General features: G+C 65.5%; 11 protein-coding genes. 6 read left to right on the top strand and 5 right to left on the bottom strand.

Annotated elements, in window-relative coordinates:
* Window positions 1-400: 400 nt before the first annotated feature.
* On the top strand, window positions 401-2179 hold the full coding sequence (locus HEB94_RS32145; protein WP_238361697.1) for an ABC transporter ATP-binding protein: 1779 nt from the start codon (window positions 401-403) through the stop codon (window positions 2177-2179).
* Window positions 2176-3984, top strand: coding sequence for an ABC transporter ATP-binding protein (locus HEB94_RS32140; RefSeq protein ID WP_192753341.1), 1809 nt, complete (start codon window positions 2176-2178; stop codon window positions 3982-3984). The genes HEB94_RS32145 and HEB94_RS32140 overlap by 4 nt, the downstream gene beginning before the upstream one ends.
* Before the next feature lie 38 nt (window positions 3985-4022).
* On the opposite strand, the gene HEB94_RS32135 is transcribed toward HEB94_RS32140, so the two are convergent.
* The 4 genes from HEB94_RS32135 to HEB94_RS32120 all read right to left on the bottom strand — a co-directional run bounded on the left by HEB94_RS32135 (window position 4023) and on the right by HEB94_RS32120 (window position 8417).
* A complete protein-coding gene (locus HEB94_RS32135; RefSeq protein ID WP_192753340.1) occupies window positions 4023-4859 on the bottom strand; it encodes a phosphotransferase in 837 nt (278 codons plus the stop codon).
* A gap of 239 nt (window positions 4860-5098) precedes the next feature.
* Window positions 5099-5911 carry an aminoglycoside phosphotransferase family protein gene (locus HEB94_RS32130; RefSeq protein ID WP_192753339.1) on the bottom strand — a complete coding sequence of 271 codons (813 nt, stop codon included), beginning with the start codon at window positions 5909-5911 and terminating at the stop codon, window positions 5099-5101.
* Window positions 5912-6060: 149 nt separating this feature from the next.
* Window positions 6061-6822, bottom strand: coding sequence for an aminoglycoside phosphotransferase family protein (locus HEB94_RS32125; RefSeq protein WP_192753338.1), 762 nt, complete (start codon window positions 6820-6822; stop codon window positions 6061-6063).
* Window positions 6823-7028: 206 nt separating this feature from the next.
* On the bottom strand, window positions 7029-8417 hold the full coding sequence (locus HEB94_RS32120) for an NF041680 family putative transposase (RefSeq protein ID WP_337918084.1): 1389 nt from the start codon (window positions 8415-8417) through the stop codon (window positions 7029-7031).
* Between the two features lie 368 nt (window positions 8418-8785).
* Here HEB94_RS32120 and HEB94_RS32115 point away from each other — a divergent pair, with 368 nt between their 5' ends.
* From HEB94_RS32115 to HEB94_RS32100, 4 genes are all read left to right on the top strand, one after another.
* Window positions 8786-9619: an IS5 family transposase gene (locus HEB94_RS32115; RefSeq protein ID WP_192756800.1), complete on the top strand. Its 834-nt coding sequence runs from the start codon at window positions 8786-8788 to the stop codon at window positions 9617-9619.
* A gap of 133 nt (window positions 9620-9752) precedes the next feature.
* Entirely contained in the window at window positions 9753-11168 is a 1416-nt protein-coding gene (locus HEB94_RS32110) for an IS1380 family transposase (protein ID WP_192749648.1), read from the top strand.
* Window positions 11169-11338: 170 nt separating this feature from the next.
* A complete protein-coding gene (locus tag HEB94_RS32105) occupies window positions 11339-11476 on the top strand; it encodes a hypothetical protein (RefSeq protein WP_192753336.1) in 138 nt (45 codons plus the stop codon).
* Between the two features lie 248 nt (window positions 11477-11724).
* Window positions 11725-12984, top strand: coding sequence for an IS701 family transposase (locus tag HEB94_RS32100; protein ID WP_192753335.1), 1260 nt, complete (start codon window positions 11725-11727; stop codon window positions 12982-12984).
* A gap of 202 nt (window positions 12985-13186) precedes the next feature.
* On the opposite strand, the gene HEB94_RS32095 is transcribed toward HEB94_RS32100, so the two are convergent.
* The gene (locus tag HEB94_RS32095) at window positions 13187-14125 is read right to left on the bottom strand and encodes an aminoglycoside phosphotransferase family protein (protein ID WP_192753334.1); all 939 of its coding nucleotides are present in this window, start codon (window positions 14123-14125) and stop codon (window positions 13187-13189) included.
* Window positions 14126-14231: the final 106 nt, after the last annotated feature.

Raw genomic sequence — 14231 nt, 5'->3', positions numbered from 1 at the left:
TGGAGGGCCTCGCGAGTCAGTGGTCTGCGACGGTCACCACTGGAAGGTGCGCATGAGGTCTCCTCCGTGACAGCCGACAGTGTCGACGGTCACGAGCTTCCCCACCCCTGACGATCAGTGGTGACCCCATGGGGACGACGTAGCGATTCCTCGGTGGGACGACGTATGAAGCGCACCGTCGGGCTCTGTGCTGTCGCTTGGGGATCCCCATCCGAGCACCGTGGGGGCCCTGTCTGCGGGAGGACGACCCCGATTGACCCTATTTGACCCTTTGGTCGTGACAGAGAGGGTTGGTCGTGTCAGCCTCGTGGTGTGGACCCTTTCTGAGAGGCAAAAGTCCAGGCGATCCGCTGGTCCGCGGTGGATCGCGTCGAAGGCGTTGGCGCGGGCGTTCCCGGGGTTGGTCGCGCTGTGGATAGTGCTGATCGGCTTGACCGGTGCTCTGTCCGCGGCGTTCGCGCTGCTGGTGGCGCGCGTGGTGACGCAGCTACCGCGCGCGGTGCGGGATGGATTTGACTCGCTGGCTGGCAATGATCTGCAGTCGACACTGGCCGCGATGGCCCTGGTGCTGGTCGCCGATGCGGTGGTGTCGGCGGGTCGAGTCTTCGTGCAGGCAGACCTCTACCGGCGATACGAGGAGTACCTGCTGGCCCGGGTGATGGCTGCGACGTTGAGCGCGCCAGGTCTAGCGCTGTTTGAGGACCCGACCTTCGCGGATCGGATCGACAAGACCGCCGTGCTGGCTCGGGAGGAGCCAGGGGATCTGGTGGACGGGCTCGCCGAGAAGTGGGGCGCGCGGGTGCAGGGGCTGGCCTCAGCAGTGTTGGTCGCCACGGTGTGGCCACTCGCTGCGGTACTCCTGGCCATCGTGTGGATCCTGGTAGGCCGTCGGCTGCAAGCGGACTACAGGCTCATCGAGGCCGAGGGCGGCAGTCTCGCGATGCGGCGCGCCGGCTACCTGAAGAACATCGCGCTCATGCCGACGTGGGCGAAGGAACTGCGAATCTTCGGGCTGGCCGGCTGGGTGGCCGATGGCTATCGGCGACACCGGAGTGTGGTCATCGACCACTTGGCGACGGCGCGGCGGGTGAACCGCAGAGATTGGGTGCTGCTGCTGGTGGCGGTGATCGCGAGCAACGTGGCGGTGCTGTTGTGGGCGGCCCACGCGGTGATCGACGGTGCGATGAGCGCGGGTGCGGTGACGGTCCTCGTCCAGGGGTTGGTCGGAGTAGGGATGTTGGCCAATCAGGAGGGGGATCTGCTGATCGGATACGGGGCGAGCCGGGTCCCGGATGTGATCGAGGTCGAGAACGCGGTCGCCACACTGGCCGAGCGGCCGGCCGGCACGATAGCTGCGTTAGGCGCGGTCGGGACGGCAGCGGGGCTTCCGCATCGGGAGATCCGGCTCGAACAGGTCACCTTCTCCTACCCGGGCCGCGATGCACCGGTCTACGCCGACCTGGATTTGAGGATCGAGGCCGGCCAGTCGCTGGCGATCGTGGGCTTGAACGGTGCCGGCAAGACAACCCTCGCCAAGTTGCTGACCGGCCTGGAAACCCCTCAGGGGGGCCGGATCACCATCGACGGGATCGCCGTGAGCGAGATCGATCCCCTCTCCTGGCGGCGCGGTGTCGCGGCGATCTTCCAGGACTTCGTGCACTATCAACTCTCCGCCGCCGACAACATCGGCTTCGGCGCCATCGAACACCTTCATGACCGCGATGCCAGCGACCGGATCGTCGAGGCTGCCAGCCGTGCCGGTGCCGGGCAACTCCTCGCTGAGCTACCGGACGGTCCGTCCACGCCGCTGTCGGCGGGCTTCGCCGGTGGCGTGGATCTGTCTGGGGGGCAGTGGCAGCGCATCGCCTTGGCCCGGGCGATGCGGGCAGTCCAGGCCGGCGCCAAGCTCTTGATTCTTGACGAGCCGACCGCGCATCTCGACGTGCGCGCCGAGGCCGACCTCTACGACCGCTTCCTGGACCTGACTCACGGACTGACCACGATCGTGATCAGCCACCGGTTTTCGACCGTCCGCCACGCCGATCGCATCGTCGTCCTCGACAACGGCCGGATCAGCGAGGACGGCAGCCACGAGCAACTTGTGGCCGCCGGCGGCACCTACGCCCGCCTGTTCAGCAAACAGGCCATGCGTTACACCGACGCCGAGAGGACATCATGAGCGACCGTCCACCCGTGGTCAGCCGCCTGCGCGCCACCGGCGTCCTGCTACAGATCGCCTGGAACACCGACCGCCCCCGCACGGTGGCCGCGTTCGTCCTGCTGGGTTCAGAGGCCGTCACCGCCGCGTTGTTCGCCTGGTGGCTCAAGCTCCTCCTTGACGCCCTCACTCCGATCAACACCGCACAGATCGTGGCGGCGACCTGCGGTATGGCAGCTGCGATCGCCGTGGCGGCGGCGCTGAACTACACCGGTCAGCGGGTCCAGATCGCACTCCGCGATCGCACCCTGGCCCAAGTCGACGAACGCCTCGTCCGCCTGGTCGGTGCCACCCCCACGCTCGAGATCCACGAAACTCCCGAATATCTCGACCAGTTACACGCCCTCAACCGTGAGAGCTGGCACCTCGGGCACGCCATCCCTGGCCTGCTGAACATGTTCGCTACCGGCATCCGCATCATCATCGCGGCCATCCTGCTGGCAGGCGTGAGCCCGCTCCTGTTGCTCCTCCCGCTGTTCGCGATCCCCACCCTGGCCCTCAGCTCCAAGACCGGAGCACTCTTCGAACTGGGCAACGACCGTGCCGCCGCTCCCGCCCGACTCGCGCACCATCTGTATGAGCTGGCGACCAACCCGGCCCCAGCCAAAGAGGTACGCCTGTTCCGCCTTGCCGATGAGTTGACCGCCCGGTTCCACCGCACCGAGGTCGAGATCCAACGCATCCATCGTCGGGTCAACCTCACCGGTCAAGCCTTGACCCTGTTGGGCCGAGTCATCTTCATGGTCGGCTACTTCGCCGCGATCGCCTACGTCGTCACCCTCGCTGTCCAGGGCCGCGCCAGTATTGGCGATGCTGGCCTGACCGCGGTGCTGGCCGGACAGGTCCTCACCTTGGTCACCGGATCAGCCGACCTGATCCAGCTCGCGTTCCGCAGCCTCGCCACCGTCGCGCGGTTCGTCTACCTCACCGACTTTGCCCGCCAACACACCCTGGATGTCGACGCGAGGACCACGCCCCCGCGCCGCCTCGACGACGGCATCGAGCTCGAGCACGTCTCCTACCGGTATCCCGCCTCCGACCACGACGCATTGCACGACGTCAGCTTGCGCCTGCCCGCAGGAGCCACCGTTGCGATCGTCGGAGACAACGGCGCCGGAAAGAGCACCCTCGTCAAACTCCTCGCAGGCCTCTACCCGCCCAGCTCTGGCCGCGTCACCATCGACGGCACCGACCTCACCCACCTCAACCCCGACCAATGGCGGCGACACATTTCTGCCGCGTTTCAAGACCACGCCCGATTCGAATTCCTTCTCCTCGAGACCGTTGGCATCGGCGACCTCGCCACCCGCGACGACCCTGTCGCCGTACGGGCTGCCCTCGACCGCGCCGGAGCCGCTGACCTACCAGCCGGGCTCCCGGCCGGCATCGACACCCAACTAGGCCCGAACTGGCCCGCCGGCATCGACCTCTCCGGCGGCCAATGGCAAAAACTCGCCCTGGGCAGGGCCATGATGCGCACCCAGCCCCTCCTCCTGCTCCTGGACGAACCCACCGCCGCCATCGACGCCGACACCGAGCACCAACTCTTCCAACAATGGACAGCCGCCGCGGCCAAGCTCCGCCATGCCGTCGGCGCCATCACCATCCTCGTCTCCCACCGCTTCTCCACCGTCCGCATGGCCGACCACATCGTCGTCCTGAACAGCGACGGCACCATCGCCGAAACCGGAAGCCACACCGAACTACTCCAACGTCACGGCACCTACGCCGAACTCTTCGAACTGCAAGCCCGCACCTACCGATAACGCCGACGCCTGGTCTCCTAGCTGTGCGATCCCAGAAGTCAGGTGGCCGCTAGAGCGCCGCGGAGGAAGCGGTCGAAGCGATCGGCGACATCTTGGACGGTGACATCCGGGGGGCCGAAGTAGTTGGCGCTTTGGGTCCAGGAGTGGAGATCGGGCTCGACCCGGGCTGCGGCTACGAGGTCCCACCAGCCGCGATCAGTCAACGGTGCGCCGATCTGTGCCGCTTCCAGTACCAGATCGCCGGCGTCCAGCCCGAGCACCAGCGCGACGTTTAGTCGACAGAAGGACACCTCGGACGCTGGGTGACCCGCCGCTGCGAGGGTCCAGTCCACGACCCCGCTGAGTCGGTCGCCAACAAACAGCGTGTTGTGCGGGGCGAAGTCGTTGTGAATCAGCGTTTGCGGACCCATCTCGGATGGGGCCGGCTGGTCGCGAACGAGGCTCCACATCGTCGCGCTTGGGCTTTGACCGTGCAGGTCGGGGCACTCCTCGGAGAGCGCACTGAGCACGAGCCCGGTCGCATCGGGAAGCCCATCGACGGCCGGCGGCGAAGTGTCGTGGATCGTCACCATCGTCCGAGCCAGCCCGGCGGCAAGGGTTCGCGGATCGCCGGGGACTTCACGACTACCGTCCATGAACTCAGTGAGCACGCTCGGCGTGCCGCAATGCTCACCTCTCCGATCAACGGCGACCAACCCCGGTGCCGCCACCGAGGTGAGCTTCAGGGCGCGAAGCACCTCCGCTTCCCGACAGGCCAACGCGATCGCGCTGTCGGGCGAGCCCTTGTCGAGGTAACGACGCATCACGACTGGCTTGCCTCGCTCGGGCACCAGCACGTCGATGGTGCTGTCCATACCGCCGGTGAGTGCTCGCACCGAACGGATCGGACTGCCGAGGACCTCGGATACCCATCCGACGGCACTCTCGGGTAGGGCCTGCTGCTTACGGCACATCTCGCCTGCTCTCGACACATCTCTCATGAGAAGCCATCCGGGCCATTGCCTGTGACCGCAAGGGCTACGTCGTCACGGCAGGTCATCCGACGCGTTAGCAGCCGCTGGACGCTCCTGAGGGTCCAGCACGTACACGCCGTGTCGTGCCCGGGTGCGACAGGTCACGACTCCACAAGCGCCTCCGCATGCTGTTCCACCCATGCGATCTCAAGCGCCCCCTCGTCGAGCAAGCCGCGTCGAGCGAGCTCCACCTCCCACTCGGAACCGTCGGCGGCGGCCTTCGACATGTGTTCCAGAAGTTGCCGGGTCCGCTCGATCCCCGCGCGCACGATGCCAATGTCAGGTTCGAGACCGTACGCGTCGAGCAGCAACCGAAACCGGCGTGCCTTCTCCGTGATGCCGGTCGGGAGTCCGACTGCTCGACACTTCTCGTCACGAAAAAACGGCACCCAACGCCACGCGGCGAACCCGAGGTCCCAGGCGCGCGGCCCCGGCGCCGCGGTATCCCAATCGATGAACGCCACCGGCACGCCCGACCGAAAGACGGTGTTCCACGGGAACAGTTCGTTGTGACAGACAGTCTCAACAGGCTGCTGCGGCTCGAACAGCCACTCACGCTCAGCCCACGGGAACGTTGCCGCGGCATCGTGATATGCGCGGAGGAGCGCGCCGAGTTGCACGAGCACGTCGTCACGCCAGACGAAGTCTGGGAGACGAATGTCGAAGCGGCCCCCTTGGTCCGGGATGAAGGTCTCGCCTCGCCCGACCTCTCCTTCGATGTAGGTCAGCACCTCTCGCCCTTGGTCGTCGAAGCCCAGCGCACGCGGCGCGCCAGCAAATCCTTCGCGCTCGAGGTGCCGCAGCAGATCGAGGACGGCCGGCGACCATGAGTTACCTGTACGCCGAACTGTCTGACCGACTCGAACGCGGACTCTGTGAGACCCGGCGACGAGGGGAATCTCTGGCTCAACCATGCGTCTGGCTAACTCCTCTTCTGCAGATCTACGTGCCACACGTGGCGGCCACGACTCGGTGATAAGCGGTCAACCACGATCAGTTCGTTCCGCCCTGCCCCGCGCGCCTGGCCACGCTGAGCGGGAGCGCACATCTTCCAAGCTAGTGGTCATCCGAGGACGCGTTCGATCTCGTGTTGGTGGGTGGCCGTCCACTGGTAGGTGGCTTGGCCAGTGCGCACAGCGCCGAGGTCCCTGAGGCGTTGGGACACTTCATCGCCTGCGTTCGCGCTCGCCTCGATCTGCCGCCAGTTTCGGTCCTGGCACGCCATGATCGCCGGCAACAGGTCCGTCCGTTCCGACAGGCCGTAAGCGTCGCAGATCAGCCGCAACTGCTTGCCCGCAGTGATGGGATCTGGCCGATCGGGGTCACCGATGACGAACTGCCAGCACAGGTACGCGACGTCGTGGATGCGCGACCCGGGGCCAGCCAGGTCCCAGTCGATGAAAGCGACCGGGAGGTAGCTGCCATCTCCCGAATCCCGGTAGACGGTGTTGCGGGAGGCTAGATCGTTGTGGCACACGACCTCTCTCGAACCCGCGAGGGCAGAGGCTGCCGTGAGGTCATGCAGCTCCCGTACGAGTTCGGCCACCCGTGCAAGCGACTGCTCTGACCACACTCCTGGGGGGTCGACTCGATCAGGAGCTAACCAGGCCACATGGCCAGGTAGATAGCTAAGTATCTGACGATCAGTCTCGTCGATGCCGAGGAAACGGGGTGCGCCCGGCCAGCCACGATCCTCGAGATACAGCAGCAGAGCGTGGACGAACTCGGCATGCTCTGGAACAGGACGCCGGACCGTCTCACCTATTCGGACTACCGCGTTGACGTACCCGCCCGGCAGTTCACCCATGAGAACCGTCCAAGTCATGGACACTTGATCCGCAGACTGATCGCACGTCCGCGAGCGTGTCAGCCGGCACCCGACTATGCAACGTACTTACAGGCACATCAGCACCGCATGCGCCGCCGAGCAGGCTCGCATGGCAAGAGGCTCCGGCTGACCCAGCTTGACCTCAACGAGCTGCGACACCGGGCGACGATGAGCACCACGCCAATCACCTCTAAGCTTGTCGTTTAACCTCTGGTCCTTTCGTCATGAGGTTGGTTGGTGTGTTTGCCGACGTTGTGGCGTGGTGCTTGTTGGCGGTTTTTGCGGCCTGGTGGGCGTCCTGGGCCTGGCCGGCTGGGTTTTGGTGCGCGGGCGGGGACGGGTAGTTTCCGGTGGATGTTCCGATAGCCGCGGTGTACTTGTGCCGGTGTGAGCGGGCGGCCTGCTTGTTGGCGGGGTTCCCAGGGGCGACGGATGTGGTCAGTGAGATCGCGGGCAAGTCGTAGCTGGGTGTAGGCGACGACGATGAGCCAGGTCCAGCGGTCGGCCGCTTCGGGGTCGCGGATCTTCGGTTTGGTCCAGCCGAGGGTTTGTTTGAGCATGCGGAAGGTGTGTTCGAGATCGAATCGGCGCAGGAATGCCCGCCAGGCTCGGTCAACGGTTTCAGCGCTCAGGTTGGTGGCTGATGTCCATAGCCACAGCGGTTTCGGGTCACGCTCGCCGGGCAGATGGTCGACGGACAACCGGATCAAGCTGCCCTCGATGACCGGGAGTTCGCCTTCGTGGCCGGTCCAGGCCGCGCGGCGGGTGAGCCGCGGGTGTAGCCGGTTCCAGCAGCTCGCGGTTGCGGTGCCATACCGGGGTGTTTCGTTGGCTGTTGCCACATCGGGGGGCGTCCAGGTGTCGGGGTCGGGCAGTGAGAACTCGGGTCCGTGTTTGGGTGGGCGGCCGCCAGCGCCTGGTGTGCGTGGTGGTTTCGGGTGTCGCAGTACGCGGTCTGAGCGCAGCCGGCCCACCAGCTGCACGGGCAGGTCGTCCAGCAGATAAGCCAAACGCGTCACGTCGTAGCCGGCGTCGAACATGATGAGAATGTGCGGATCATCGGGCTGCCACTGTCTGGCTTGCACGAGCCGGGTGACGACGTCACGGACCTGGCGTGCGGTGGCCTCGGTTTCATCGTCGGTAGGTCCAAGCCGCACCACATCGAGGATCTGTGTCCAGGAGCTGGGTCCGCTCTCCAACACTGCGACGAAGGAGTACGGCCAGCCCGGGATCATCTGTGCCTGGTTCTTGCCGCGGCCGTAGGTGTGGCAGAACAGTCGTTCCGCACTGGTGTCGGCGTCCGGGCGTAGCCAGTTACTGACATCGACGGCCAGCACGATCCGCCCATCCCGGTCACGGGGAAGCGGCAGCCCACTCAGCGAGTAGCTCAGCCTGGTGATGTCGATCCGTCCGGCATTCAACCCGTCATACAACGCGCCATGCCCGCGCCGGTGCTGTGCAGCAAGGCACAACTCGACCAGCGTGTTCACCGGTCCCTGCTCACACAACACGGCGTCGGCCAGCTCGAACAAGGCATCCGCACGCGCGGTCAAACAGTCATAGAACGCGACCCGGAACCGGGAAAGATCCACAACAGTGTTGGTGTCCTGCTCGCCTGGACACGGTACATGAGGCACACTGATCTGCGCGGCCATCGCTTGCCACCTTCGGACGTTCTTTGGTCGGAACCCGAAGAGCATCAGGCGATGGCCGTTCCATCACCACAACGACACGCCGAACAAGGTCAGACCCGCACCCCGAGCAGGACTCGGGAGGTTAAACGACAAGCTAAGAGCCTGTTCCTGAACCCTTGGCTGGATCTTGGTCGGCGTGTTGGCGCTGGTGAGAGAGGAACTCCTGGTAGATCGAGCGGTGTCGAGTCGCAGCTCTACCAGGAGTCCGGGTGCTATCTTGCCGTGCTGTCGTTGCTGGTGTCCCCTCAGGGGCTGGGTGTTGCCGTCTGGCGTCATTCCACCAGCAGCCGCGAAGTCGCCCTCGACGGTATCCCTCGGATACCACCGATGCACAGTGGGCGGTGATCGATGCGTTGCTGCCCGATCCGGCGTCGCTGTCGGGAGCGGGCGGCCGCCCGGAAAAGCACTGTCGGCGTGACATCGTCGACGCGATCTTCTATCTGGTCGACAACGGCACCAAGTGGCGGTCGCTGCCCGCGGACTTCCCGCCGTGGTCGACGGTGTACAAGTACTTCGCCTCCTGGGAGGCCGCCGGCATCACCGAGCACCTCCTGGACTGTCTGCGAGATCGGGTCCGGTTGGCACAGGGGCGTGCCGCCACACCGACAGCCGCCGTTGTCGACTCCCAGTCGGTCAAGGCGGCCGAGACCGTAGCTGCTGGTAGTCGTGGCTATGACGCGGGGAAGAAGATCAACGGCCGGAAACGTCACATCGCCGTGGACACCCTCGGCCTCCTGCTGTGCGTCATAGTGACCGCCGCCTCGGTCCAAGACCGTGACGGCGCCCACCCTGTGCTGCAACGCCTCGGCACCTGCTTCGGCCGGGTCCGGCTGGTCTGGGCCGACGGCGGATACGCCGGCAAACTCCTCGACTGGGCAAAAGCCACTGTGGGCTTGACGTTGCAGATCGTGAAACGCTCCGATGACACCAAAGGCTTCCACGTACTCCCTCGCCGCTGGGTCGTCGAATGGACCCTGGCCTGGATCACCGCCCACCGCCGCTGCGCACGCGACTACGAACGCCTACCCCCACACCACGAAGCCATGGTCCGCTGGACAATGATCCGCATCACCAGCCAACGCCTCACCAAACCGGTTTAGGAACAGGCTCTAAGCCTGGATCCGTGGACCGGGTGAGTGGTCCTTCGGCGTGGTAGCAGAGGAAGTGCCTTCTGGATCGGGAGAATCTGGAGTGTCGAAGTCCTGATCCAACCCGATCCAAAAGGCACTGACAGTGAAACTACCGTATGGGTGGTCGCGAGCCACGCCGGTCTTCGATGAGCAGAATCTGGTGTCGTGCGCGGGGCTGGTGCCGGTGATGGCGCTGGCGGAGCGGGCGGGCCTGTCGGAGCTGGTGGGCGAACGGGTCGCGATCACGGCGACGACGGTGGCTTCGGCGGCGGCCAACCCGGCGGGCAAGCTGGCCTCGATCATCGCGGGGATGGCCGCGGGCGCGGACTGTATCGATGATCTGGATGTGATCCGGTCGGGTGGGATGCGTCGGCTGTTTGGTGGGGTGTATGCGCCGGCGACGTTGGGTCAGTTTCTGCGGGAGTTCACCCATGGCCACACCCAGCAGTTGGCCTCGGTCGCGCGGGCCCATCTGGTCAACCTTGTCCAGGCCAGCGGGTTGTTGCCGGGTATCGAGGATCGGGTGTTCATCGATATCGACTCGTTGTTGCGCCCGGTGTATGGGCACGCCAAGCAGGGCGGGAGTTTCGGGCACACCAAGATCGGCGGCCGGCAGGTGTTGCGCCGGGGCCTGTCGCCGCTGGCGACCACGATCAGCACGATCCAGGGGGCGCCGGTGGTGGCCGGGATCCGGCTGCGCGCCGGACGGGCCGGCTCCGGCAAAGGCGCGGCGAGCATGGTGGCCGAGGCGATCGCCACCGCCCGCGCCGCCGGCGCCAGCGGGCAGATCCTGGTGAGGGGCGATTCGGCGTATGGCAACCACGCCGTGGTCGGCGCGTGTGTGAAGGCAGGCGTGCGGTTCTCGGTGGTGCTCACCAAGAACCCGGCCGTCACCGCCGCGATCGCCAGCATCGCCGAAGACGCCTGGACACCGGTGCACTACCCCGGTGCTGTCGTCGATGACGATACCGGTGAGTTGATTTCGGATGCTGAGGTCGCGGAGGTGGAGTTCACCGCGTTCACCTCCACCAAGCACCCGGTCACCGCCCGACTGGTCGTGCGCAGGGTCCGTGACCGCGCCCGCGACCAGGCCGGCGAGGAGGAGCTGTTCCCGGTATGGCGTCATCACCCGTTCTTCACCAACAACACCGAACCCACCGCCGATGCTGACATCACCCACCGCCGGCACGCGATCATCGAAACGGTGTTCGCTGACCTGATCGACGGGCCGTTGGCGCACCTGCCCTCAGGCCGGTTCGCCGCGAACAGCGCGTGGGCGATCTGCGCCGCCATCTGCCACAACCTGCTCCGCGCCGCCGGAACCCTCACCAGCCCCCGCCACGCCCTCGCCCGCGGCGCGACGCTTCGCCGTCACATCGTCACCGTCCCCGCCAGGATCGCCCGCCCTCAGCGCCGGCCCGTCCTGCACCTGCCCGAGCACTGGCCCTGGGCCCAACACTGGAAAACCCTGTGGAACAACGTGTTCCGCCCTGCGACCGGGCCACCACGCCTCGCCTGAAACCTGCCCACCCGCCGTCAAGGCCCGACCAGAAACCAAAGGAAAGCTGGGCAGACCAGCGAGCCCGACCTGCCCAGCCGCAGCCCACACCACCAAACCCACAACCAAGATCACCAACCCACCCGGTCCACGGATCCAGGCTAAGTTCTAAGAGCGCGGACGAGCAGCTCGTGATCGTCAAGTCGGATGCAGGACCGCGCCGCCTCACCAAGCGCCTGGGTCGGGTCAGCGACCTGCTCTTGGGCTGCGCGAGCCCCATGTCAGCGTTCTTCGTCGAGTGGCGGGTGGTCGCGGGGGTCGAGGCCTAGCTGGTGCATCGTGTCCCACAAGTCTGTGTCGGCGCGGGTTGGCTTGCCTTCATCGCGCAGGACGGCGGATCGGTGCCTGGCGATCGCCCCGATCAGAGTCGCGATGTCCCGCCGCGCGTGAGGCGGGAACTTGGCCGCGTTGTGGCTCCTGGCGGTGGCTACAGGCCGATAGGACTCGATGTCCTAGTAGTACTTTGTTAGGTGTGTCGTTTCGTGTTCTGTGGTTGATGTTCTGACATGGTCGGTGCATGACTCCTGATCAGATAGCGGAGTTGCGGCCGAGGCTCGGCGAGTTCGCAGCCGACATGCTGGGTTGTCTTGCGCGTTCGGATCAGCGTGCCACGGGTGAGTTGTATCTGCGTGGCCTGTTGACTGATGGTCGGCGTAAGTCGATGCAGCCGATGGCGGAGCGGCTGGGTGTGGATCATCAGCGGTTGCAGCAGTTCGTCACTTCCTCGACATGGGATTTCACCGCGGTGCGGCGCAGGTTGAGCTCGTGGGCTGCGCAGGCGATTGGGCCGCGGGCATACGTGATCGACGACACCGGATTCCCCAAGGACGGACCTGCCTCGGCGTGTGTGGCCTGGCAGTATTCCGGGACGTTGGGCAAGACCGCCAACTGCCAGATCGGGGTGAGTGTTCACGCGGTCAACGACACCTGCTCGGCGGCGGTCGACTGGCGGTTGTTCTGCCCGGAAAGCTGGGACGACAAGGCCTGTGATGATCCCGAGCAGGCCGAGAAGGTCCGCCGGAAGCGAGCCGAATCCAAAGTCCCTGACGACGTGAGGCATATCGAGAAGTGGCGGCTCGCGCTGGACATGCTTGATGAGCAAGCCGAATGGGGGTCGCCGAGGCTTCCCGTCGTTGCCGATGCCGGATATGGGGATTGCACCAGGTTCCGGCTCGGCGTGGAAGAACGTGGCCTGGACTATGTGGTCGCACTCAAAGCCGGCACCAGCGCCCACCCCGGCGAAGCGGAGCCGGTGAGACCGCCACGTAACGGTGGTCGTGGCAGACGTCCCAAGCCCCACTACCCGAAGCCGGCATCGAGTCTGCGCGAGATCGCCATGGCGGCCGGCCGCGATGCCTACCAGGAGGTGGCGTGGCGGCAGGGGACCAGAAAAACGAAAGGTAATCCGAGTGCTGCCATGACCTCGAAGTTCGCGGTGTTCGTGGTACGTCCGGCCAACCGCGACATCCCTCGCGCAGACGATGGGACCTTGCCGGCGAAGCTGCTGCTGGTCGAATGGCCCGATGAGGCGAACGAGCCTACCGACTACTGGCTTTCTAACCTGCCTGCCGACACACCGATCGATCAGCTCGTCGACCTGGCAAAGATCCGGTGGCGGATCGAACATGACTACCGCGAACTGAAAACCGGGCTCGGACTCGACCACTTCGAAGGACGCTCCTGGACCGGCTGGAACCGCCACGTCACACTCGTCGCGATCGCCCAAGCTTTCTGCACCATGGTCAGACTCGACCCAAAACAGGATGCGCCGGCCTGAGCTTGTACGCAGTCGTACACGAGCTACAAATCGTGCTCGCCCTCATCGCCGGCGCATGCCCCACCTGCCGACAAGAAGTCACCATCGACCACATCGAAACACTCGCCCCACCATGATCGACATGACAAAGTCCTACTAGGGCGTGACTCGTAAGAGGATCCCCAAATGAACACCAGCGAAATCCCGACCTACGAGGTCCCGTTCAACGACTGGTGAGCACGGCTTCTGCGATGTCAGCGTAGCGAGGGTGCAGTCTGGCGTGGCCAGAGTCGATGTCCCAGAGAACGTTTCGCAGGACCCGCCCTGCGGTCCATGCTCTGGCGCGCTGTCGTTCCATGGCCAGGACCTCGGTCATCAGGTCGAATCGGCGCCGGAGAGCGCGGTGCAGATCACCGGTTACGGTCAGGTCGTCCCAGCGGTTGCCGAGTGCTGGGAGTAGTTCGAACCCAGGATCACCGGCTAGGGGACACGGATCGATGGCAAGCCACGGCTCACGTGGATCGGAGTGGTGGGCAGCTAGGACGTTGTCGTAGTGCAGGTCCCAGTGCAGGAGCCGGTCACCGGCTTCACCGAGTACTTCATCGACCATGCCGGCGCAGGTCTGGATCAGCCGACGATCAGCTGGATCGAACAGCTGGGTCAGCGCATGAGGAACCTGGTTGAGCATGGCCGCAGCGATGTCCGCGAGTCGGCGTAGGCCGTCCGGTGCGGGTACTGCGCTGAGTCGGGCGAGGAGTTCGGCGAGTATCTGCAGAGCGGCCAGGTCATCCTGAACGCTTGAAAGACTGCGGTCTGGGTCCAGACGCTCGAGCAGCATGATGCTTGAGTCCGTGCTGGCTTCCAACAGGCGCACAGCACCGTTCCCGTCCCAGGTTCGAAGAGCAAGCGATGCGCCGATCGAGTCCTCCTCGGCACGCTGCAGCTTGAGGGCAGCTGGAACGCCGTCAGCGCGAAGGACAGGAACCACCAAGCCGACCGACCCGTGACCGGGTGGCCCGTCTGGGCGCAGGCGCCAGCGGTCCAGATAGTCGTTGATCAGATCCGGCAGGGACGCGACCCAGGCACGGCCCGCATCGCCGAAGTGACTCCCCAGTGACGCTGCTAGTGGTTCAGGCACGTCGATACGCGTACGCATGCTCATGAAGGTCCTCCACAATCTCGGTCGGCCGGGCAGGTATACGGCCAGATGGAGGACCTCGAGGGGTGCCTGCAGGTCAAATCATGTGCGGCGAGCCTAGCGGAACAAC

The sequence above is a fragment of the Actinopolymorpha pittospori genome (genome assembly GCF_014873875.1).
Taxonomy (GTDB): Bacteria; Actinomycetota; Actinomycetes; order Propionibacteriales; family Actinopolymorphaceae; genus Actinopolymorpha; species Actinopolymorpha pittospori.
Note: the sequence above shows the minus strand (reverse complement) of the source record. Positions and strands in the feature narration are given on the sequence as shown.

Bases quoted from the DNA above. Each gene is read 5' to 3' on its own strand.
- HEB94_RS32140 (WP_192753341.1), top strand. From the start codon at position 2,176: ATGAGCGACCGTCCACCCGTGGTCAGCCGCCTGCGCGCCACCGGCGTC.
- HEB94_RS32130 (WP_192753339.1), bottom strand. From the start codon at position 5,911: ATGGTTGAGCCAGAGATTCCCCTCGTCGCCGGGTCTCACAGAGTCCGC.
- HEB94_RS32125 (WP_192753338.1), bottom strand. From the start codon at position 6,822: ATGACTTGGACGGTTCTCATGGGTGAACTGCCGGGCGGGTACGTCAAC.
- HEB94_RS32100 (WP_192753335.1), top strand. From the start codon at position 11,725: ATGACTCCTGATCAGATAGCGGAGTTGCGGCCGAGGCTCGGCGAGTTC.
- HEB94_RS32095 (WP_192753334.1), bottom strand. From the start codon at position 14,125: ATGAGCATGCGTACGCGTATCGACGTGCCTGAACCACTAGCAGCGTCA.